Genomic DNA, 17,912 nt, shown 5'->3' with positions numbered 1-17,912 from the left:
CCATATCAACGAATCAAGCCAGCCTCGCCCTGCCCCGCGAGCGACTCCGAATGATCTTCGATCTCCTTCCTGTAAGTCGCCAGATCAATTATCTGCCGCAAACAAATGACGATCTCCAGTTTCTTCTCGTCGTCTGGAAGGCCAATCCACTTAAGCATCACCAAGGCGTCTTCCTCGATTGCTGCGAGTGCATAGATATCGCTTTGTAGTCTCATGTCGGCCTCCTGCCAGGATGAGCTAGACAGAAACCAATAGCCCACAAATCAACTTCACGCCAGCCGGCGAGGCAGGCGCACGCCTGGAGATAACCCATGAGCACCTTTGCAGTGTTTGGAATGACCCTCGATGTCGCCAAGACCGAGGCCCGCAAGAAGACGGCAGGCACCCGGAAGAACCCAAAGGCACCTGGCGGCGTCGAGCCGATCCCGGAGGCTGAATGGCTGGAACTGGTTGCCAAGCGCACCGAGAAGATTATGGGGGGGGGTACGGTCCGCCAGCTCTCGCCGCTCTTCGACGCTCCGCAGTACGCCGAGCAGTTCATTGAGCTGGCCCGCAAGACGCTGAGGTGCCGTGACATGCGAATCCGGGCCAAGGCCCTGCTAGTGGATGCCAAAGGCAAGCCGATCATCAACCCGAAGACGAAGGCGCCACGCGTTGGGTTTTCGGAATGGCCGCCGAAGCAACAAGACCAGGCCGCGTAACCCACTCTTACAGCGAGAACAACCATGACCATCACCTACGGCTCGGTTTGCTCAGGCATCGAGGCTGCAACACAAGCGTGGCACCCGCTGGGCATGCGCGCCGCCTGGTTTGCCGAGATTGAGCCGTTCCCCTCGGCGGTTCTGGCCCACCACTACGCCAACGTGCCGAACCACGGCGACATGACGAAGCTGGCCGCCTTGGTGCTGGCCGACAAGATCCCGGCGCCTGAAGTGCTGGTTGGCGGCACCCCGTGCCAGGCTTTTTCGGTTGCCGGTATGCGGGAAGGCCTCACCGACCCGCGCGGCGCCCTTACCATCAAATACGTGGAGCTTGCAGATGCAGTTGACTATGTTCGAGCCATCAACGGAAAACCCGCCAGCGTCATCGTCTGGGAGAACGTCCCCGGCGTCCTCAGCGACAAAGGGAACGCCTTCGGATGCTTTCTTGGCGCGCTTGCTGGGGAAGACTGCGAGCTGCAGCCTCCAGGGAAAAAATGGCAGGACGCTGGTTGTGTGTATGGATCCAAAAGAACAATCGCGTGGCGGGTCCTGGACGCCCAATATTTCGGCCTGGCCCAACGACGCCGTCGTGTGTTCGTTGTCGCAAGTGCTCGTGACGGGTTCGATCCCGCCGAGGTACTTTTTGAGCGCGAAAGCGTGCGCCGGGATACTCCGCCGCGCCGAGGCGAGAAAGCGGACTCTACCGCCGGCACTCTTAGAAGCACTGACGGCGGCAGCGACGTTGATCACGCCTTAGCTGGTCACCTCCAATCAACAGCATTTGGAGGCGGCGCAAACTGTAAACAGACCGAGGTAGCAACTGCTCTCAGCGCACACCCTGGCGGAACTCGGATGGACGCTGAGACCGAGACATTCGTTGTATCCGCACCGCTTACAACCAACTCATACGGCGACCATGAGAGCAGAGAAAGCCTATTGGTCGTGGCGGGCACGCTTCAGGCCGGCGGCAAGGCTGCTGGCAGCGCGACCCAACAGGATGCCGAATCAGGTCTTCTGGTGGTACATGGCACACAAGACCCAGGCGTTAGCGACAAACTGGCCTTTGCCCTGGGGCGGAACAACGGCCAGGAGAATGCAGTGATATCTTTCTCCTGCAAGGACCACGGCGCTGATGCTGGGGAGATTTCCCCTACCCTTCGCGCCATGAATCACTCAGGCAGCCACGCCAACGCAGGTGGCCAGGTTGCCGTGTGCATCACTGGCGATATCTCACACGCTGAAGATTTCGACGGAAGCGAGGACGGCACGGGACGCGGCCAGCCAATCACCCCGGCCGCGTCAGGAGTTCGCCGCCTGGCGCCTGTCGAATGCGAGCGCCTCCAGGGCATGGCCGACGATTACACGCAGATCCCCTGGCGCGGCAAGCCTGCCAGCGAATGCCCAGACGGCCCCCGCTATAAGGCGATCGGCAACAGCAAGGCCGTTTCTGTGGTTCGTTGGATCGGCGATAGAATTATTCGTCAATTACTCCAGTAAATCTTCGTCCCAAGTTTCAATAATTGGCTCGGGCACAGTTGATGCAAGTTCCTTTCTACGCTCATCCAATAATTTCCGCATTTCATGCATAGGAAATTTGCGACCCTGCATCAAATCGATCAATATTTTGGAGATTTTATATCTGCCACAGTATTGGCAGTCGATAACCAAATAGTCTTTGGTAGTTCGTTCCTCTAAAGCATCTTTTTCACAGACATAACATTTCATATCAAATCAAATCCCTTTGCTTTTTTTTAATTCTATCCGTTTTTAGCTTGGAGAGCTCGCCATGTCTACAGAAAACCCAACCGCCGCGCCGCTGCAAGTGGAGCGATCGACAGTCACAAAGCTGGTCATCACCGGCGCGCCGCGGCTGGACCAGATCACCGTATTCCTCGAGGACTTCGGCCGACGTGATTGCCCGACCGAATCCGACCCGAATTACCAAACAGCCCAGGGCAAGATCACCATCAACTGCTGGGACAACAGCTGGAATGCGTACTGGGGCGGCATGGGCCCGCGCACCGTTGCCGAGTTCGTCACGCACTGCGGTTGGGACTATGTGCTGAATTGCCTGGATCGCGGGATCAGATCAACCGTATTCAGCGGAGACGCGCTGCACACCCTAGCCAAGAAGTGCATCGTCCAGCGCCGCCGGCAACAGACTGGGCGACACGACTGGGAGCCGGGCGAACTGAGCAAGGATGAGGCGCGCGAGCTTTGGCACGACATCGACTCATTGCGCAGTATCGAGAGCCCGAACGAATGCTGGCACCAGAGCAGATTGTTGACCGAGCTATTCGGTGAGGAATGGCATTACCCGCTCGACGGCAAGGCAGTAGAAGAAAACCACAAGTACACGTACCTGCGGCGGGTTGTCGAGGCGGTACAGCAGGCCCTGCGCCAAGAACAGAAGCAGGAGGCCGCATGAAGCACATCTACCTCAGCGGCCCCATGACCGGCCTGCCCAGCCTCAACTTCGCTGCCTTCCACACAATGACAACCAGCCTGCAGTCCGTCGGCCACCCCGTAACCAACCCCGCTGAGATCAACCGCGACGGCTGCGCCTAGAACGACTGCATGCACCACGACATCGTGGCCCTGATGGAGTGCAACACCGTGGCCACACTGCCCGGCTGGGAGCATTCAAAGGGTGCACGCCTGGAAGTCCTGATCGCCGAACGCCTCGGCATGACGGTAGTGAATGCACATGATCTGGTAGCGAGGGAGACTGCGTGGACGAATGGGCAAGGATGTGACCAGTGGACCAAGGCGTTGAGTTACTAGCCCAAAGGAAGGGAGTTGTTTAACTCGTAGCTAACTACTTCGGTCCACTGAATCACTGCCCACAGCATGAAGGGCGCGCTCCAATGGCTTGATAGAGCGCCAGCCGACAATGCACCTCAACAACGAATATCTGAAATGCATGCGCGACATGTCATTTCTAGCACAGCTTTCGATATCGTCCAGGATCGTTTTCAAATAAAACCCCTCCCCCTTCATAGTCAGCCGCTATAGCGGCAAGGAGAGGTTCTACGGCGCGAACTCACCCAAGCTTTCGCGAGCGGTTGGGATGGCGTACTCAAGCAACTCTAAAGGGACATCCTGCTCGAACAGGGTCACCTCAAAACGCAGAGTTTCGTCATTCCTGAATATCTCAAACACCATATCGTTGCCGCGCCAGCACTCAACCCCCAAGCCGTCATGCCCCTTTGTAACGTGTGAAGCTGTAAAAAACTCGTATTCAACTCCGTGTACGACCACATCGCACCTCCTTATCTGAGCTGGCAACCATACCTCTCCCTTCTATGAATTTGGTAGCCGCTATAGCGGCAAGGACGACCCGTGGCCAGAAAAAACCACCTGATCATTGACTCAGGTTGCACCCAAGATAACGAGCGCTGGGCACTCTCCGCCTGCGGGCTTAACGAAGATTCAGAGGTGCCGTGGGATGGCACCCACAAGCGCGAATTTGTCAGCTGCAAACGGTGCCAGGCGAAGATGGCCAAGCCGCGGCCGGCGCCGGAACCTTTCCATAAAGAGCGGCCCATTCTTTTCAGCGGTGCAATGGTTCGCGCGATTCTTTCCGGACAAAAGACCGTCACGCGCCGCCTGGTCAAAGGCAATCAGATCCCGAGCCGTAGCAAATCCGATTCCCAGGAACATCAATGGATTGCCGTTGTTCAAGACCATCCGCGCTGGGGATTCGCTGCGTTTGGCGCGACCGAGCAGGAATGCGCCGCCGAACTCGCCATGTACGGTGGGTGCCCATATGGGCGACGCGGCGACCGGTTGTGGGTTCGCGAGGCCTGGGCGGAGATCAACGTAGCCCAGGCGCCTGGCGAACGCTGGGTTGTCTACCGCGAATGCGACAACCGCACCGACTACGGCGGCCCATGGAAGCCCAGCATCCACATGCGCCGCCGCGACAGCCGCATCCTGCTGGAGATAACCGGCGTGCGCGTAGAGCGGCTGCAGGACATCAGCGAGGGCCAGGCCAAGGCCGAGGGTTGCTTCTTCACCGACTACGGCCGCAAGTGCGGGCATACTGGCAGTGGCTGGACTGAAGTCGGTGACTGCCCGGCGCCCGAAGCGCATCACCCGCAGCGAAATGGATGGATGTGGGATAAGACGTCCAGTTCGAATGAGTGCTTGGGTACCGCGACGTGGGCGTTCGCGAATCTGTGGCAGAGCGTCGGCGGTGCCTGGGACATGAACCCGTGGGTCTGGGTCGTCGAGTTCAAGCGGGTGACACCAAGATCGCCACCCTCTGGTTCGCCTACGAGCTCGTCAACAAGGGGCCAAGGCCATGAAGGATGCACCGAAGAGTCTGGGCTGGATGGACCACGGAAAGACAAATTGCGGCCTTCTGATAATGAGCCGCTGGGATAGCCCGGAACTTGACAACAAATCAAAGGACCTGGCTCGCTTCGTCAAAGACGTGAAGCGCACCGGGCTAATTCACTCTCGCATTGAGCGTTACGAGGGCGATCAATTCCCAACCTGGGCTGGCGAACTGCACTGCGAAGATAAGCAATGCCAATGCCAGCACTTCGTTCGCACCAAAAAAGCCTAACTCCAATCCCACAACATGCCACCGATGAACAACAGGCAGGTGCCCACCCAGCAGGATTAGCCTCGCCATCCATAGACCGGTAAAGAGCCTCTACTGCTGGGTGGGCACGGAAAAGACTACTCAGACAAGAAACATTTTCAATAGCCATTTATCGATTGGATAAAAGCGTAGAACTGAAAAGTGTTCGCCCAAACCAGATGCAAGTCCCCCGGTAAGGCTGCAATTAAGTTCTGGCAGGGCGAACGCTAAAAAACTATCACAAGTGGAGCCCCGCTCCTACTTCGTACCTCAAAACTGGTGAAGGGGGCCAGCAAGTTCGGCAGCACGCCTCCCTACCGCCAATCCCTTAAACGCCAGCCAGTGAGCGATAGGCGAGGCCTTCCACTCAGGAAAGCACATCAAACCAGCCCAACACCCGTATCGTCTTCGCAAACTGTTTTTCATTCGCCAGCAACACCAACAACACCAGACCGCTCCCCATAACGATACTAAGCCCACCCCCCGTTCCATCGATGACAATCAAAAAAACACCCAACACCAAGAGCGCAACACCAAACGCTCCTACCCACTTTCGGGCCTGCTTTTGCTCGGGATATTTGTCGAACATCCATTTTCTCCCCGCCGAGTAACGTCTCGATCAACTGTAGACCAAACGCAACTACTCATTACCCACCATCCGCCGCCCCGCGCGGCCAGGACACCCAATGTCAGCAGCCGAACAACAAAACGACGGCATCACCGGCGACAAAGTCCCCGAAGCCCAAATGGCCCAAATCCTCGGCACCACCCTCGCCGCCCTGCGCTCCAAACGCGCCCGCAACCAAATCCCCCTCGGTGTCTGGAACAAACAAGACAGCCGTGTTTTGTACAGCATCAGGAGATACTACGAATGGCTCGAAAGCCAATGGGTTTGCCCGCAGGAATGGACCTCCACCACGGATCGATCCGCATCCGATTTATGTGGAACGGCATCCGGCGCAGTGAAACGCTCCCCTATCCCCCGACACAGAAAGGAATCAAGTCTGCCTCACAGGTTGTTGATCAAGTAAAAGGCCTGATTAAGCTGGGGCTGCTCGACGACGATAAGTACGCCGAGCTTTTCCCCAGTTCCAGCAACGTCGCTGGGGGGAAGATCAACTTCGGCGAGTATGCCCAGCTCTGGCTAGACAGTCGTGAGGTGGTCGGTGGAACGAAGGCGAACTACAAGGGCGCACTGAACCGGTACTGGATGCCCGGCCTGGCCCTGGTGCGAATCGACCTGATCACCACTACGCTGCTCCGCCGGGTGATGGCAGCCAGTGAGTGGAAGTCCCCCGGGGTAAAGCGCAACGCGATCTCAAAGCTGTCGACCATCCTGAACTCGGCAATGTCCGAAGAGCTTATCCCGAAGAACCCCGCGGCGATCCTGGAGTTACCCAGGCGCAGCAAGAAGGAAATTGACCCGTTCACTTTGGAAGAGGCAAACCTGATCATCGCCAAGATGTACGATCACGACCACTGGCCCAGCACGATCTATGCGGCATTTTTTGAGTTTGTGTTTTTTACAGGAATGCGCCTTTCCGAGGCCCTGGCAATGCGCTGGGATGCGGTAGACGAAGAGAAAAGGACGGCCCACGTCTGTCGTGGGATCGCCCTGGGGGAAGTGGTAGAGCGAACGAAAACGGGTGGAGACCGCTTTGTTTTGCTGAATGAACGCGCCATGCATGCGCTGAAATTCGCGAGGGAATACGCAGAGCGTCGGAAAAAAGGTAAAGGGAAGGTGTTGGAAACGCCTTTCATTTTCCCGCCGTCAAAGAACTCGGAGTACGTGAAACAGACATCTGACCTGCACAAGCAGTGGATTCCGACCCTGAAGGCTCTGAATATCCGTCGTCGCCCGCCATACAACTGTCGTCACACCTATGCGACAATATGCATTATGTCTGGCATGAACCCCGCCTTCATCTCCCAGCAGCTCGGCCATAGTGTGCAGATGCTGCTCTCGACTTATGCGCGTTGGATCAACTCAAGCTCGGACTGGAGCGAAATGCAAAAGCTCCAGATTGGTCCCAAATTGGTCCCAGTTCAAATAAGCGCACCCTAAGCTATTGATAGGTAAAGTAATTGATCTCCACAGCTAACATCACCATGCAGTTCGGCGCCAAGCCGCTCTTCGAGAACGTCTCGGTCAAGTTCGGCGCTGGCAACCGTTATGGTTTGATCGGTGCCAACGGTTGCGGCAAGTCGACCTTCATGAAAATCCTCGGCGGTGACCTCGATCCGTCTGGCGGCCAGGTCATGCTGGAGCCGAATGTGCGTCTGGGTAAGCTGCGCCAGGACCAGTTCGCCTATGAAGAATTCACCGTGCTCGACACCGTGATCATGGGTCACGAGGAGTTGTGGAAGGTCAAGGCCGAGCGCGACCGTATCTATTCGCTGCCGGAAATGAGCGAAGAAGACGGCATGGCCGTGGCCGAGCTGGAAACCGAGTTCGCCGAGATGGACGGCTACACCGCCGAGTCCCGTGCGGGTGAGTTGCTGTTGGGCCTGGGTATTCCGTTGGAGCAACACTTCGGCCCGATGAGCGAAGTGTCCCCGGGCTGGAAACTGCGTGTATTGCTGGCCCAGGCGCTGTTCTCTGATCCTGAAGTGCTGTTGCTCGACGAGCCGACCAACCACTTGGACATCAACACCATCCGCTGGCTGGAAAATATCCTGACCCAGCGCTCCAGCCTGATGATCATCATCTCTCACGACCGTCACTTCCTGAACAGCGTGTGCACCCACATGGCTGACCTGGACTACGGCGAGCTGCGCCTGTTCCCGGGCAACTACGACGAGTACATGACCGTGGCGACCCAGTCCCGTGAGCAACTGCTGTCGGACAACGCCAAGAAGAAGGCGCAGATCACCGAGCTGCAATCCTTCGTCAGCCGCTTCTCGGCCAACGCCTCGAAAGCCAAGCAGGCCACTTCCCGTGCCAAGGCAATCGACAAGATCCAGCTGGCCGAGGTCAAGCCTTCGAGCCGTGTGAGCCCGTTCATCCGTTTCGAGCAGACCAAAAAGCTGCACCGTCAGGCAGTCATGGTCGAAAAAATGGCCAAAGGCTTCGATGGCAAGCCGCTGTTCAAGGATTTCAGCTTCCAGGTTGAAGCCGGCGAGCGCGTGGCGATCATCGGCCCGAACGGTATCGGCAAGACCACCCTGCTGCGCACCCTGGTCAGCGAGCTGACGCCGGACGCCGGTAGCATCAAGTGGACCGACGCCGCGGAACTGGGCTACTACGCTCAGGACCACGCCCACGACTTCGAAGACGACGTGACCCTGTTCGACTGGATGGGCCAGTGGACTCAGGGCGAACAGATGATCCGTGGCACCCTGGGTCGCATGCTGTTCTCCAACGACGACATCCAGAAGTCGGTCAAGGTGATCTCCGGTGGTGAGCAAGGCCGCATGCTGTTCGGCAAGCTGATCCTGCAAAAGCCAAACGTGCTGATCATGGACGAACCGACCAACCACTTGGACATGGAGTCCATCGAGGCGCTGAACCTGGCGCTGGAAAACTACCCGGGCACGCTGATCTTCGTCAGCCACGACCGTGAGTTCGTATCGTCCCTGGCCACCCGCATCATCGAGTTGAGCGCCGACGGCGTGATCGACTTCAGCGGCACCTATGACGACTACCTGCGTAGCCAAGGCGTCGTGTTCTAAGCACCGCCCGCTGCACACAAAAGCCCCGTCCACTGTGACGGGGCTTTTTGCATTTAATGGCACGTCATCATTAATAGATAGCCTGCTTTCTTTTCCTCCACGCCCTTGCCATGATGGCCGCACCGCCCGCCCGCGAACGAGTGCCCATGCCTGCCGCCGCCCCCAGCTCCCTGTCGATCACCTTGCAGATCGTCTCCATCGTCTTCTACACCTTTATTGCCTTTATCTGCATCGGCCTGCCGATTGCGGTGATCCCGGGTTATGTGCACGAGCAGTTGGGGTTCAGCGCGGTGGTGGCCGGGATCACCATTGGTTCGCAATACCTGGCCACTTTGCTCAGTCGTCCGATGGCCGGGCGCATGTCGGACAACGTCGGCACCAAGCGTGCGATTGTGCTGGGGCTGGCCGGGATTCTGCTCAGTGGCGTGTTGACGCTACTGGCGACGTTGATGGAAAGCATGCCCGCAATCAGTCTGGGGATTTTGATCGCAGGGCGCCTGTTGCTGGGCGTGGCGCAGGGCTTGATCGGCGTCGGCACCATCAGTTGGTGCATGGGCCAGGTCGGCGCCGAGCATACGGCGCGTTCGATCTCCTGGAACGGCATCGCGTCCTACGGCGCCATCGCCATCGGCGCACCGTTGGGGGTGGTGATGGTCGCCGAATACGGCTACAGCAGCCTGGGGATTGCGCTGTCGGTGCTGGCGGCGTTGGGTTTGTTGCTGATCCGCAATAAACCGTCGGTGCCGGTGGTGCGGGGCGAGCGCTTGCCGTTCTGGGCGGTGTTCGGGCGCATCGCACCGTTTGGCGCCAGTTTGTGCCTGGCCTCGATCGGCTACGGCACGCTGACGACCTTTATCACCCTGTATTACCTCAACCGTGGCTGGGCGGGTGCGGCGTATTGCCTGACGGTGTTCGGCGTGTGCTTTATTGTGTCGCGCCTGATCTTTATCTCGGCCATCAGCCGCTTTGGCGGCTTTCGTGCGGCGATTGCCTGCATGACCATCGAGACCCTGGGCCTGACGCTGCTGTGGCTGGCGCCGAGCACTGGCGTGGCCCTGATCGGCGCGGGTTTGACCGGTTTTGGCCTGTCGTTGGTGTACCCGGCGCTGGGCGTGGAGGCGATCAAACAGGTGCCCAACAGCAGCCGTGGCGCCGGGCTGAGTGCCTATGCGGTGTTTTTTGACCTGGCCCTGGCGATTGCCGGGCCGTTGATGGGGTTTGTCGCCTTGAACCTCGGCTACGGCTGGATCTTCTTCTGCGCCGCACTCCTGTCGGTCGGCGCACTGGGCTTGACCCTGCTGCTCAAGCGCCGCGCTTACTGATCAGCGGTCTGCAAGCCGGCGCGGGTGGATTGCCCCAAGGTGTGGGTGAAAAAGCGCCCTGCCTCGGAAATCAGGTTGCGATGAATGCCTTCGCGATCGACACCGTCCGCATCGGTACAGATGGCCGGCATCGCCAGCAGTTGGTCGCTGTCGCACGGCGCCATGAACACAAAGTGCCCCGCTCCGGCTAGCAGCTTGAAGTCCGGCGGTTCCGGCAGTTTGCGCGCCAGGGCGGCGGCGTTCTTGTCCACGGCCACCAGTTTGTCGCCATCGCCGCTGTAGAGCAGCACCGGCACGTGCACATCGGCCAGGGTCTGGCGGCCAAACATCAGGCTGAGCGGTGCCATCAGCATCAGTGCGTGGATGCGTGGGTCGGCTTGCGGTTGCAAGTCATCGCGGTCCATCACCAACTCGCCTTTGGTGGTGCAGGCGTCGCGGTCTTCAGGGCGTTCCTGGCAATAGCGGCGCAGGCGGTCGAAATCCGGCTTCGCGCCCGCGAGGATCAGCGCCGTCTCGCCACCGGCCGAGTAGCCGATCACACCGACTTGATCAATGTTGACGAACGGCGACAGCATGGGGTCGCCCAGGGTCGCGGTAATCGCTTCGGAAATCTGGATCGGCCGCCCATACAGATTGCTCAGCGTGCCCAAGCGGCTGTGGTCCTTATAGTTGTCGCCAGGATGCAGCACCGCCACCACCACAAAACCCTTGCGCGCCAGCGAGGTGGCCAAGTCATGCAGGGCCAGCGGCGTGCCGGTATTGCCGTGGGACAACATCAACATCGGAAAGCGGCCAATGGCAACCTTGGCGTCCTCGCCAGCGCCCACGCGGTAAGCGCCCAGCTGCGTGCTGTGCTCGACATCGGTGGACGGGTAGAACGCGATGGCCTTCATCGGCTGCAAATCCAGCGGGTCGAGAAAAGTCATGCGATGAAAGCCCACACTCCAATGCGGGTGCGGCGCCGGTGCGGCGTGCACTGAAACCAGGCCGCCGAGCAGGGAAAGAACCAAAACAGCACAAAGACGCATCATGGGGATGTCCACCTTTGTTGCGTGAGAACCGACATGTCGAATTAAACGTCCAGGGTGTTGAACCCGAGCTTGCATAACCTGGGCCATATTAAAAAGACAGCGGGTAAACGAAAAAACTCCGTACTCCGATCGCGTTGAAGGCGAGCAGAATACAGAGTTTAGGCGCCCGTTTTCAGAATGAAACGGGGAATAGCGAACTTTTACATAACCCTTACGCGGCAGCGAACAATTGTTCGTTAATGACTACGTTGGCGTCGCTCAACGACTTGTTGCGCACTTCATCACCGTAGGCCAGGCCTTGGGCGCGGACGAACTCGATATCGGTGATGCCGAGGAAGCCAAACACCAGCTTCAGGTAGTCTTCATGGCCGACGTTGCTGGCTTGGCCAGCGTGCAGGCCGCCAGCGGTGGAGACGATGATCAGCTTCTTGCCACCGCACAGGCCTTCAGGGCCGGCTTCGGTGTAGCGGAAGGTCTGGCCGGCGACGGCGATGCGGTCGATCCAGGCCTTGAGTTGGGACGGCACCGAGAAGTTGTACATCGGCGCGCCGATCACCACCGCGTCCGCGGCGATGAATTCTGCCAACGACGAAGCACTCAGTTGCGCCTCGTGCTGTTGGACCGCGTCGCGCAGTTCGGCGGCGGTGCCCAGCGCGCCCAGAGTCAGGCCGGAAAAGTGGCTGATGCCTTCGCTCGCCAGGTCGCGGTAGGTCACTTCCACACCCGGCTCAGCCGCTTGCCAGGCCTTGACCACGCCAGCGGTAAGCTGACGGGATGCCGAGTTGTCGCCGAGGATGCTGGAATCGATGTGCAACAGTTTCATGTGAGTGCTCCGAGTAGGATCGTCAGTGGCGATCAGATGGTGGTGATGCTACGCATGAAACCAATAGCCGATAAGCCAGCTGAAATGCGATAGTTTGTCCCACTGACAGGACAATAGGCCGATCATGCAAGACCTCAACGACCTCTACTATTTCGCCAAAGTCGTCGAAGCCGGCGGTTTCGCGGCCGCCGGCCGGCTGCTGGGGATTCCCAAGTCGCGGCTGTCGCGGCGTATTGCCGAGCTGGAAGACCGCCTGGGTGCCCGCCTGCTGCAACGCACCACGCGGCAATTGACCCTCACCGCCGTCGGCGAACGCTACCTGCGTCATTGCCAGGCCATGCTGCTGGAAGCCGAGATGGCCGACGAGGCCGTGGCCAGCATGTCCAGCGAAGCCCGTGGACGGCTGCGGGTCAGTTGCCCGGTGGGCATGGCCCAGCACATCCTGCCGGAACTGGTGGCCGGGTTTCTCGCCGCCCATCCCCATGTGCAACTGGAAATGACCTTGGTCAACCGCCGCGTCGACCTGGTGGCCGAAGGCATCGACGTGGCCCTGCGCGTGCGCGAGCTGGGAGATGAAGATCCGCTGCTGGTGACCAAGCGCCTGCGCCAGGCCCAGACCGTGCTGGTGGCCAGCCCGGCCTTTGTCCACGGCAAGCAGATCAACAGCCTCGACGACCTCAAGCAACTGCCCATACTCGGTGCGCTGGAACCGGACCGCATGGTCCATCAACGCATTCTCGACCCCGAGGGCAACCCCCACGAGCTGGTGATGGAGGCGCGCCTGGGCATCGACGACTTTATCGTGCGCAAGGCCAGCGCAATCATGGGCCTGGGCTTTACCGTGCTGCCGATGATGTATTGCGAAGAGGAACTGGCCAGCGGTCGCCTGGTGCAACTGCTGCCGCAATGGTCATTGCCGGGTGGTTGGCTGCAAGCCGTGTACCCCCATCGGCGTGGTGTGTTGCCGGCCATTCGGGCCTGGATCGACTATTTGGAAGAAGGCTTCAAAGGTTGCGGAGACCGTCTGCTATGAAGATCACCGAAGAGCAAGTCGCGAGCTACTGCCTGAGCCTGCCCGGCGCTCGCGAGGACTACAAATGGGGCGGCGTGCGGGTGTTTTCGATTGCCGGCAACAAGATGTTCGCCCTGCAAAACCTGCGCGGTGAGTCGCTGGCGTTCAAGGTCGACAAGGATCTGTTCCTCGGCCACGTCGATCGCCCCGGCATCCACCCGGCGCCGTACCTGGCGCGCGCGCAGTGGATCATCATGAACACGCCCTACCCGCTCGGCGCGGAGGAGCTGCGTGGCTTGTTGCAGCGCTCCCACCAACTGGTGGTGAGCAAACTGCCCAAGCGCACGCAGATCGGCTTGCGGCTAGAGGATTGAAAGCAAGGTGCCGCCCAGGAACAGTTGGTCCAGCCAGAACACCTGATGCAGCAGCACAATCGCCCAGAACAGCACCTGGTAAGACACCTTGCGCGTCTTGTGCCGGAACACTTGCTGGGCAAGCAACGCCCCCGGCCAACCGCCTGCCAGTTCGACGGCGTGCAGGATGTTTTCCGGGGTGCGCCGGCCCTCGGTCTGCGCCTGGCGCTTGTCGCGCCAGTACAAAAAGAACGCCAACACGCTGACCACGCCGTACGCCGCCAGCGGCAGCACCGTCTCGCCGCGATGCCACAGCAGCACCGAGCCCAGCAGCGGCGCGGCGCACAACAGCAGGAAAATCGCCGCCTTCAAGCGTGGGTGCTGGATGTTCATGGCTTGACCGCAGACCAGTCGATCCAACCGAACTGCCAGGTCGCCAGGATCACCAGGCCGAACGCGATGCGATACCAGGCAAACGCTGCATAGCTGTGGCTGGCGATGAACTTGAGCAAGGCCTTGACCGCAATCATCGCGAAGATGAACGAGGTCACAAAGCCGATGGCAAACACCGGCAGGTCGGCGGGCTGGAACAGGTCGCGGTATTTGTAGCCCGAGTACAGCGCCGCACCGACCATCGTCGGCATGGCCAGGAAGAACGAGAACTCCGTGGCGGTCTTGCGCGACAGGCCAAACAACAGGCCGCCGATAATCGTCGCGCCGGAACGGGACGTGCCCGGGATCATCGCCAGGCACTGGGCCAGGCCGACCTTGAGCGCGTCTTTCCAGGTGATGTCATCGACCGTCTCGGCGTGCACCGCATGTTGCCGCCGCTCCGCCCACAACATGATCACACCGCCCACCACCAAGGCCGTCGCCACGGTGATCGGGTTGAACAGATAGTGTTTGATCAGGTCGGCAAAAATCACCCCCAGCACCACCGCCGGCAATACCGCGATGATCAGGTTCACCGTGAAACGCTGGGCCTTGCGCTGCGTCGGCAGGCCGATGACCACGTCAAGGATCTTGCGCCGGAATTCCCAGACCACGGCGAGGATCGCGCCCAATTGAATAATGATGTTGAACGCTTCAAAGCGCTCGCCGCCGAAGCCGATCAGGTCGGCGACAATAATCTGGTGGCCGGTGCTGGAAATCGGCAGGAACTCCGTCAACCCCTCCACTACGCCAAGAATCAATGCCTGTATGGCGGTCCAAAAATCCATTCATCCCCCAAAAGGTCCTGCGCGGGGCAGGCCTCGATAGTCTTTTTTAAGTGGTTCACTGACGCCGGGCGTATCAAAAACCCGTGAAAAATCAGGCAGTACTCAGGTTTTCCGATTACAGGCCGAAAGCCTATCAGACAAGGCGTAAAAGTCGATGCAGCGCCCACAATTATAAAAAACACGGAGTGACAGGACGATGAACAGTTTGCGCAGCATGTCGATCAGCCGCCGGCTCTGGCTGATCCTGATAGTCGCCGTGTTGATGTTGTTGACCTTGGGCCTGTTGATGCTCAAGCAGATCCATGGCGACCTCTACCAGGCCAAACGCCAGCAGACCCAACATGTGGTGCAGACCGCCAGCGGCGTGCTGGCCTACTACCAGAACCTCGAGAAAACCGGCGCCCTCACCCGCGACGCCGCGCAGAAGCAGGCCTTGAGCGTGGTGCGTGGCCTGCGCTACGACCATGACGACTACTTCTGGATCAACGACCTCACGCCGGTGATGATCATGCACCCGGCCAACCCCAAGCTGGACGGCCAGAACCTCTCGGCCATTCGCGACCCGGACGGTTTTGCGGTGTTCAACGAATTCGTGATCCTGGCCAAGGCCAAGGGCGCCGGCATCGTCAACTACCGCTGGCCAAAGCCGGGCGCCGATGCGCCGGTGGCGAAAACCTCGTACATCCAACTGTTCGAACCCTGGGGCTGGATCATCGGCTCGGGCGTGTACGTGGATGATGTGCAGGCCGAGTTCACTGGCCAAGTGTGGAAAGCCTCGGTGATCGGCCTGATCATTGCGGTGGTGATGGCCTTGCTGGTGGCGCTGATCGCCCGCAGCATCGTGCGCCCGCTGCAAGCGGCGGTGAACGCCATGGGCAACATCGCCAGCGGCGAAAGCGACCTGACCCGCAGCCTCGACACCCACGGCCACGACGAAGTGACTCAACTGTCGCAACACTTCAACAGCTTCACCGCCAAGTTGCGCCTGGTGGTCAGCCAGTTGCAGGTGTGCGCCAACGCCCTGGGCCAGTCATCCACCGAGCTGGGCAGCAACGCCACCCAGGCCCATGACCGCAGCCAGCAGCAGTCCCAGCAGATGGAGTTGGTCGCCACCGCCATCAACGAAGTCACCTACGGCGTGCAGGACGTGGCCAAGAACGCCGAACACGCCGCCAGCGAAATGCGCGACGCCCAGGCCCAGGCGCAGCAAGGCCAGGTCAACATCGACGGCAGCTTGCAGCAAATCGACCAACTCTCCGGCACCATCAGCCAGGCGGTCGAGGTGATGCGCACGCTGTCTGCGGAAAGTACCCAGATCGGCAGCGTGCTCGAAGTGATCCGCTCCATCGCCGACCAGACCAACCTGCTGGCCCTGAACGCCGCGATCGAAGCCGCCCGTGCCGGCGAACAAGGCCGAGGGTTTGCCGTGGTGGCCGATGAAGTGCGGCTGCTGGCCCAGCGCACGCAAAAATCCACCGCCGAGATCCAGGGCATGATCGAACGCCTGCAAGGGCACTCGGAAGCGGCGGTCAAGGTGATCAGCGACAGCCACAGCGCCTCGCAACTGACCATCGAACAAGCCGGCCAGGCCGGGGCCAGCCTCACGGCCATCGGCCAGGCGTTGCGCAATCTCAATGGCTTGAACGCGTCGATTGCCAGCGCCACGCTGCAACAGGCTCATGTGGTGGAAGACATCAACCAGAACGTCACCCAGGCGGCGGGCTTGTCCCACAGCACGGCGTTGGCGGCGCAGCAGTCGAGTGTGGCGAGCACGCATTTGCGCGGCCTAAGCGAACAGCTCGACGGCCTGCTGCGTCAGTTCAAGGTCTAACACCGTTCTATCGTGGGACCTGGCTCATGTGGGAGCTGGCTTGCCTGCGATGCAGACACCTCGGTCTTTCAGCCAGACCAGGGTGATGCCATCGCAGGCAAGCCAGCTCCCACACAAGCCCAGCTCCCACAGACAGTGCTCAGTGTTTTGTAGATTGCACGCCTCTGGTTACAATCCCCGCCCTCTCCCACTCCTCCAAGGAACCGCCATGTCCGGGCTTGAACTGTTCGCCGCCGCCCTGGGGGTGATCGCTGTCTGGCTGACGGTCAAACAAAACCCTTGGTGCTGGCCCATTGGCCTGATCATGGTGCTGCTCTACACCTGGGTGTTCTACGACGTAAAACTCTATTCCGACATGCTCCTGCAAGTGGTCTACGCCGTGTTGCAGCTGTACGGCTGGTGGCAGTGGACCCGCGCCGGCGAGGTCAAGCAAGGCCGCCAGGTCACCAGCCTTGGCGTGCCGGCCATTGTCACCAGCTTGGCGATAGGCGCCGTGGGCAGCCTGCTGCTGGGCGCCGCCATGGCCCACTGGACCGACGCCGCACAACCCTGGCTCGACGCCGCCCTCACCGGTTTCAGCCTGGTGGCGCAGCTGTGGATGGCGCAAAAACGCGTGCAATGCTGGCCGCTGTGGATCGCCGTGGATGTGATCTTCGTCGGCCTGTTCCTCTATAAAGGCCTGTATCTCACCGCCGCGCTCTACGCCTTGTTCACCGTGATCGCCGTGCAAGGCTGGCGAGAGTGGCGCGCCGACCCGGCGTTGCAATCATGAAAGTAGTGGTATTGGCCGGTCCCGAATCCAGCGGTAAAAGTTGGCTAGCGGCAGAACTGCACGCGCATTTCGGTGGCCTGATGGTCGGCGAATACGTGCGCCACTTCATCGACCATCATCAACGCGACACCACCCTGGCCGACATCCCGGCCATCGCCCACGGCCAACTGGCCTGGGAAGATGCCGCCCGCGCGCAACAGCCGCGCCTGCTGATCCTCGATACGCATTTGCTCACCAACAAACTCTGGAGCCAGGTCCTGTTCGGCGACTACCCGGCCTGGCTCGACAGCGAACTGCTGGCCCGTCACTACGACCTGCACTTGCTGTTGTCGCCGGATGATGTGGAGTGGACGGCTGATGGGCAGCGTTGCCAGCCGCAGTTGGCGGATCGACAGGCGTTTTTCCAGGGTAGCCTGGAGTGGATGCGGGCGCATCGACAGCCTGTGCGGGTGATTCGCGGGGATTGGGAAGAACGCCGGCGGGCGGCGTTTTCAGCAGTCGAACACCTGCTCCAGCCCTAACACTGCCCTCACTGTAGGAGCAGGCTTATGTGGGAGCGGGCTTGCCCGCGATTGCGGTGGGCC

19 protein-coding genes and 1 pseudogene are annotated in these 17,912 nt (G+C 60.0%); 13 read left to right on the top strand and 7 right to left on the bottom strand.

Annotated features, from left to right (window positions below; translation table 11 throughout):
- Positions 1 to 5 precede the first annotated feature (5 nt).
- A complete protein-coding gene (locus tag ACU688_RS12740; protein ID WP_448184986.1) occupies positions 6 to 215 on the bottom strand; it encodes a hypothetical protein in 210 nt (69 codons plus the stop codon).
- A gap of 96 nt (positions 216 to 311) precedes the next feature.
- On the opposite strand from ACU688_RS12740, the gene ACU688_RS12735 reads away from it, so the two are divergent.
- The 4 genes and pseudogenes from ACU688_RS12735 (at position 312) to ACU688_RS12720 (ending at position 3,485) form a co-directional block, all read left to right on the top strand.
- Positions 312 to 701, top strand: a complete 390-nt coding sequence (locus ACU688_RS12735) for a hypothetical protein (protein ID WP_448184985.1) — start codon at positions 312 to 314, stop codon at positions 699 to 701.
- Positions 702 to 725: 24 nt separating this feature from the next.
- A complete protein-coding gene (locus ACU688_RS12730) occupies positions 726 to 2,198 on the top strand; it encodes a DNA cytosine methyltransferase (RefSeq protein WP_448184984.1) in 1,473 nt (490 codons plus the stop codon).
- Positions 2,199 to 2,487: 289 nt separating this feature from the next.
- The gene (locus tag ACU688_RS12725) at positions 2,488 to 3,129 is read left to right on the top strand and encodes a phiTE_072 family protein (protein WP_448184983.1); all 642 of its coding nucleotides are present in this window, start codon (positions 2,488 to 2,490) and stop codon (positions 3,127 to 3,129) included.
- Positions 3,126 to 3,485: pseudogene (locus ACU688_RS12720) on the top strand (DUF4406 domain-containing protein). The gene ACU688_RS12725 and the pseudogene ACU688_RS12720 overlap by 4 nt, the downstream one beginning before the upstream one ends.
- A gap of 246 nt (positions 3,486 to 3,731) precedes the next feature.
- Here the strand turns inward: ACU688_RS12720 and ACU688_RS12715 are convergent.
- Positions 3,732 to 3,962: a hypothetical protein gene (locus tag ACU688_RS12715; protein WP_448184982.1), complete on the bottom strand. Its 231-nt coding sequence runs from the start codon at positions 3,960 to 3,962 to the stop codon at positions 3,732 to 3,734.
- A gap of 81 nt (positions 3,963 to 4,043) precedes the next feature.
- On the opposite strand from ACU688_RS12715, the gene ACU688_RS12710 reads away from it, so the two are divergent.
- Positions 4,044 to 5,090, top strand: coding sequence for a hypothetical protein (locus ACU688_RS12710; protein ID WP_448184981.1), 1,047 nt, complete (start codon positions 4,044 to 4,046; stop codon positions 5,088 to 5,090).
- Between the two features lie 569 nt (positions 5,091 to 5,659).
- On the opposite strand, the gene ACU688_RS12705 is transcribed toward ACU688_RS12710, so the two are convergent.
- The gene (locus ACU688_RS12705) at positions 5,660 to 5,881 is read right to left on the bottom strand and encodes a hypothetical protein (protein ID WP_448184980.1); all 222 of its coding nucleotides are present in this window, start codon (positions 5,879 to 5,881) and stop codon (positions 5,660 to 5,662) included.
- A gap of 282 nt (positions 5,882 to 6,163) precedes the next feature.
- Here ACU688_RS12705 and ACU688_RS12700 point away from each other — a divergent pair, with 282 nt between their 5' ends.
- From ACU688_RS12700 to ACU688_RS12690, 3 genes are all read left to right on the top strand, one after another.
- Positions 6,164 to 7,357: a tyrosine-type recombinase/integrase gene (locus ACU688_RS12700; protein ID WP_448184979.1), complete on the top strand. Its 1,194-nt coding sequence runs from the start codon at positions 6,164 to 6,166 to the stop codon at positions 7,355 to 7,357.
- Positions 7,358 to 7,377: 20 nt separating this feature from the next.
- Positions 7,378 to 8,964: an ABC-F family ATPase gene (locus ACU688_RS12695; RefSeq protein ID WP_026137136.1), complete on the top strand. Its 1,587-nt coding sequence runs from the start codon at positions 7,378 to 7,380 to the stop codon at positions 8,962 to 8,964.
- Positions 8,965 to 9,110: 146 nt separating this feature from the next.
- Entirely contained in the window at positions 9,111 to 10,286 is a 1,176-nt protein-coding gene (locus ACU688_RS12690) for an MFS transporter (RefSeq protein ID WP_448184978.1), read from the top strand.
- On the opposite strand, the gene ACU688_RS12685 is transcribed toward ACU688_RS12690, so the two are convergent.
- A complete protein-coding gene (locus tag ACU688_RS12685; protein ID WP_448184977.1) occupies positions 10,280 to 11,317 on the bottom strand; it encodes an alpha/beta hydrolase family protein in 1,038 nt (345 codons plus the stop codon). The genes ACU688_RS12690 and ACU688_RS12685 overlap by 7 nt on opposite strands.
- 211 nt (positions 11,318 to 11,528) lie before the next feature.
- A complete protein-coding gene (locus tag ACU688_RS12680) occupies positions 11,529 to 12,140 on the bottom strand; it encodes an FMN-dependent NADH-azoreductase (protein ID WP_017739397.1) in 612 nt (203 codons plus the stop codon).
- Positions 12,141 to 12,264: 124 nt separating this feature from the next.
- Between ACU688_RS12680 and ACU688_RS12675 the strand changes: the two genes are divergently transcribed.
- Together ACU688_RS12675 and ACU688_RS12670 are read left to right on the top strand one after the other, a co-directional pair.
- Positions 12,265 to 13,173 carry a LysR substrate-binding domain-containing protein gene (locus ACU688_RS12675; RefSeq protein ID WP_448184976.1) on the top strand — a complete coding sequence of 303 codons (909 nt, stop codon included), beginning with the start codon at positions 12,265 to 12,267 and terminating at the stop codon, positions 13,171 to 13,173.
- A complete protein-coding gene (locus ACU688_RS12670; protein WP_448184975.1) occupies positions 13,170 to 13,526 on the top strand; it encodes an MmcQ/YjbR family DNA-binding protein in 357 nt (118 codons plus the stop codon). The genes ACU688_RS12675 and ACU688_RS12670 overlap by 4 nt, the downstream gene beginning before the upstream one ends.
- Here the strand turns inward: ACU688_RS12670 and ACU688_RS12665 are convergent.
- Together ACU688_RS12665 and ACU688_RS12660 are read right to left on the bottom strand one after the other, a co-directional pair.
- A complete protein-coding gene (locus ACU688_RS12665) occupies positions 13,515 to 13,898 on the bottom strand; it encodes a DUF1294 domain-containing protein (protein ID WP_448184974.1) in 384 nt (127 codons plus the stop codon). The two genes, ACU688_RS12670 and ACU688_RS12665, sit on opposite strands and share 12 nt — an antisense overlap.
- Positions 13,895 to 14,725, bottom strand: a complete 831-nt coding sequence (locus tag ACU688_RS12660) for an undecaprenyl-diphosphate phosphatase (RefSeq protein WP_448184973.1) — start codon at positions 14,723 to 14,725, stop codon at positions 13,895 to 13,897. Before ACU688_RS12660 ends, ACU688_RS12665 begins: the two co-directional genes overlap by 4 nt.
- A 196-nt stretch (positions 14,726 to 14,921) precedes the next feature.
- Here ACU688_RS12660 and ACU688_RS12655 point away from each other — a divergent pair, with 196 nt between their 5' ends.
- The 3 genes from ACU688_RS12655 (at position 14,922) to ACU688_RS12645 (ending at position 17,849) form a co-directional block, all read left to right on the top strand.
- Positions 14,922 to 16,556: a methyl-accepting chemotaxis protein gene (locus tag ACU688_RS12655; RefSeq protein ID WP_448184972.1), complete on the top strand. Its 1,635-nt coding sequence runs from the start codon at positions 14,922 to 14,924 to the stop codon at positions 16,554 to 16,556.
- A 208-nt stretch (positions 16,557 to 16,764) separates the two neighbouring features.
- Complete coding sequence (gene pnuC, locus ACU688_RS12650; RefSeq protein WP_448184971.1) at positions 16,765 to 17,328, top strand: nicotinamide riboside transporter PnuC; 564 nt, start codon at positions 16,765 to 16,767, stop codon at positions 17,326 to 17,328.
- Positions 17,325 to 17,849 carry an AAA family ATPase gene (locus tag ACU688_RS12645; RefSeq protein WP_448184970.1) on the top strand — a complete coding sequence of 175 codons (525 nt, stop codon included), beginning with the start codon at positions 17,325 to 17,327 and terminating at the stop codon, positions 17,847 to 17,849. Before pnuC ends, ACU688_RS12645 begins: the two co-directional genes overlap by 4 nt.
- Positions 17,850 to 17,912: the final 63 nt, after the last annotated feature.

It is taken from the genome of Pseudomonas acericola (SeqCode), assembly GCF_053456465.1.
Note: the sequence above shows the minus strand (reverse complement) of the source record. Positions and strands in the feature narration are given on the sequence as shown.

Bases quoted from the DNA above. Each gene is read 5' to 3' on its own strand.
- ACU688_RS12740 (WP_448184986.1), bottom strand. From the start codon at position 215: ATGAGACTACAAAGCGATATCTATGCACTCGCAGCAATCGAGGAAGAC.
- ACU688_RS12735 (WP_448184985.1), top strand. From the start codon at position 312: ATGAGCACCTTTGCAGTGTTTGGAATGACCCTCGATGTCGCCAAGACC.
- ACU688_RS12730 (WP_448184984.1), top strand. From the start codon at position 726: ATGACCATCACCTACGGCTCGGTTTGCTCAGGCATCGAGGCTGCAACA.
- ACU688_RS12725 (WP_448184983.1), top strand. From the start codon at position 2,488: ATGTCTACAGAAAACCCAACCGCCGCGCCGCTGCAAGTGGAGCGATCG.
- ACU688_RS12705 (WP_448184980.1), bottom strand. From the start codon at position 5,881: ATGTTCGACAAATATCCCGAGCAAAAGCAGGCCCGAAAGTGGGTAGGA.
- ACU688_RS12700 (WP_448184979.1), top strand. From the start codon at position 6,164: ATGGCTCGAAAGCCAATGGGTTTGCCCGCAGGAATGGACCTCCACCAC.
- ACU688_RS12690 (WP_448184978.1), top strand. From the start codon at position 9,111: ATGCCTGCCGCCGCCCCCAGCTCCCTGTCGATCACCTTGCAGATCGTC.
- ACU688_RS12685 (WP_448184977.1), bottom strand. From the start codon at position 11,317: ATGATGCGTCTTTGTGCTGTTTTGGTTCTTTCCCTGCTCGGCGGCCTG.
- ACU688_RS12680 (WP_017739397.1), bottom strand. From the start codon at position 12,140: ATGAAACTGTTGCACATCGATTCCAGCATCCTCGGCGACAACTCGGCA.
- ACU688_RS12675 (WP_448184976.1), top strand. From the start codon at position 12,265: ATGCAAGACCTCAACGACCTCTACTATTTCGCCAAAGTCGTCGAAGCC.
- ACU688_RS12670 (WP_448184975.1), top strand. From the start codon at position 13,170: ATGAAGATCACCGAAGAGCAAGTCGCGAGCTACTGCCTGAGCCTGCCC.
- ACU688_RS12665 (WP_448184974.1), bottom strand. From the start codon at position 13,898: ATGAACATCCAGCACCCACGCTTGAAGGCGGCGATTTTCCTGCTGTTG.
- ACU688_RS12660 (WP_448184973.1), bottom strand. From the start codon at position 14,725: ATGGATTTTTGGACCGCCATACAGGCATTGATTCTTGGCGTAGTGGAG.
- ACU688_RS12655 (WP_448184972.1), top strand. From the start codon at position 14,922: ATGAACAGTTTGCGCAGCATGTCGATCAGCCGCCGGCTCTGGCTGATC.
- pnuC (WP_448184971.1), top strand. From the start codon at position 16,765: ATGTCCGGGCTTGAACTGTTCGCCGCCGCCCTGGGGGTGATCGCTGTC.
- ACU688_RS12645 (WP_448184970.1), top strand. From the start codon at position 17,325: ATGAAAGTAGTGGTATTGGCCGGTCCCGAATCCAGCGGTAAAAGTTGG.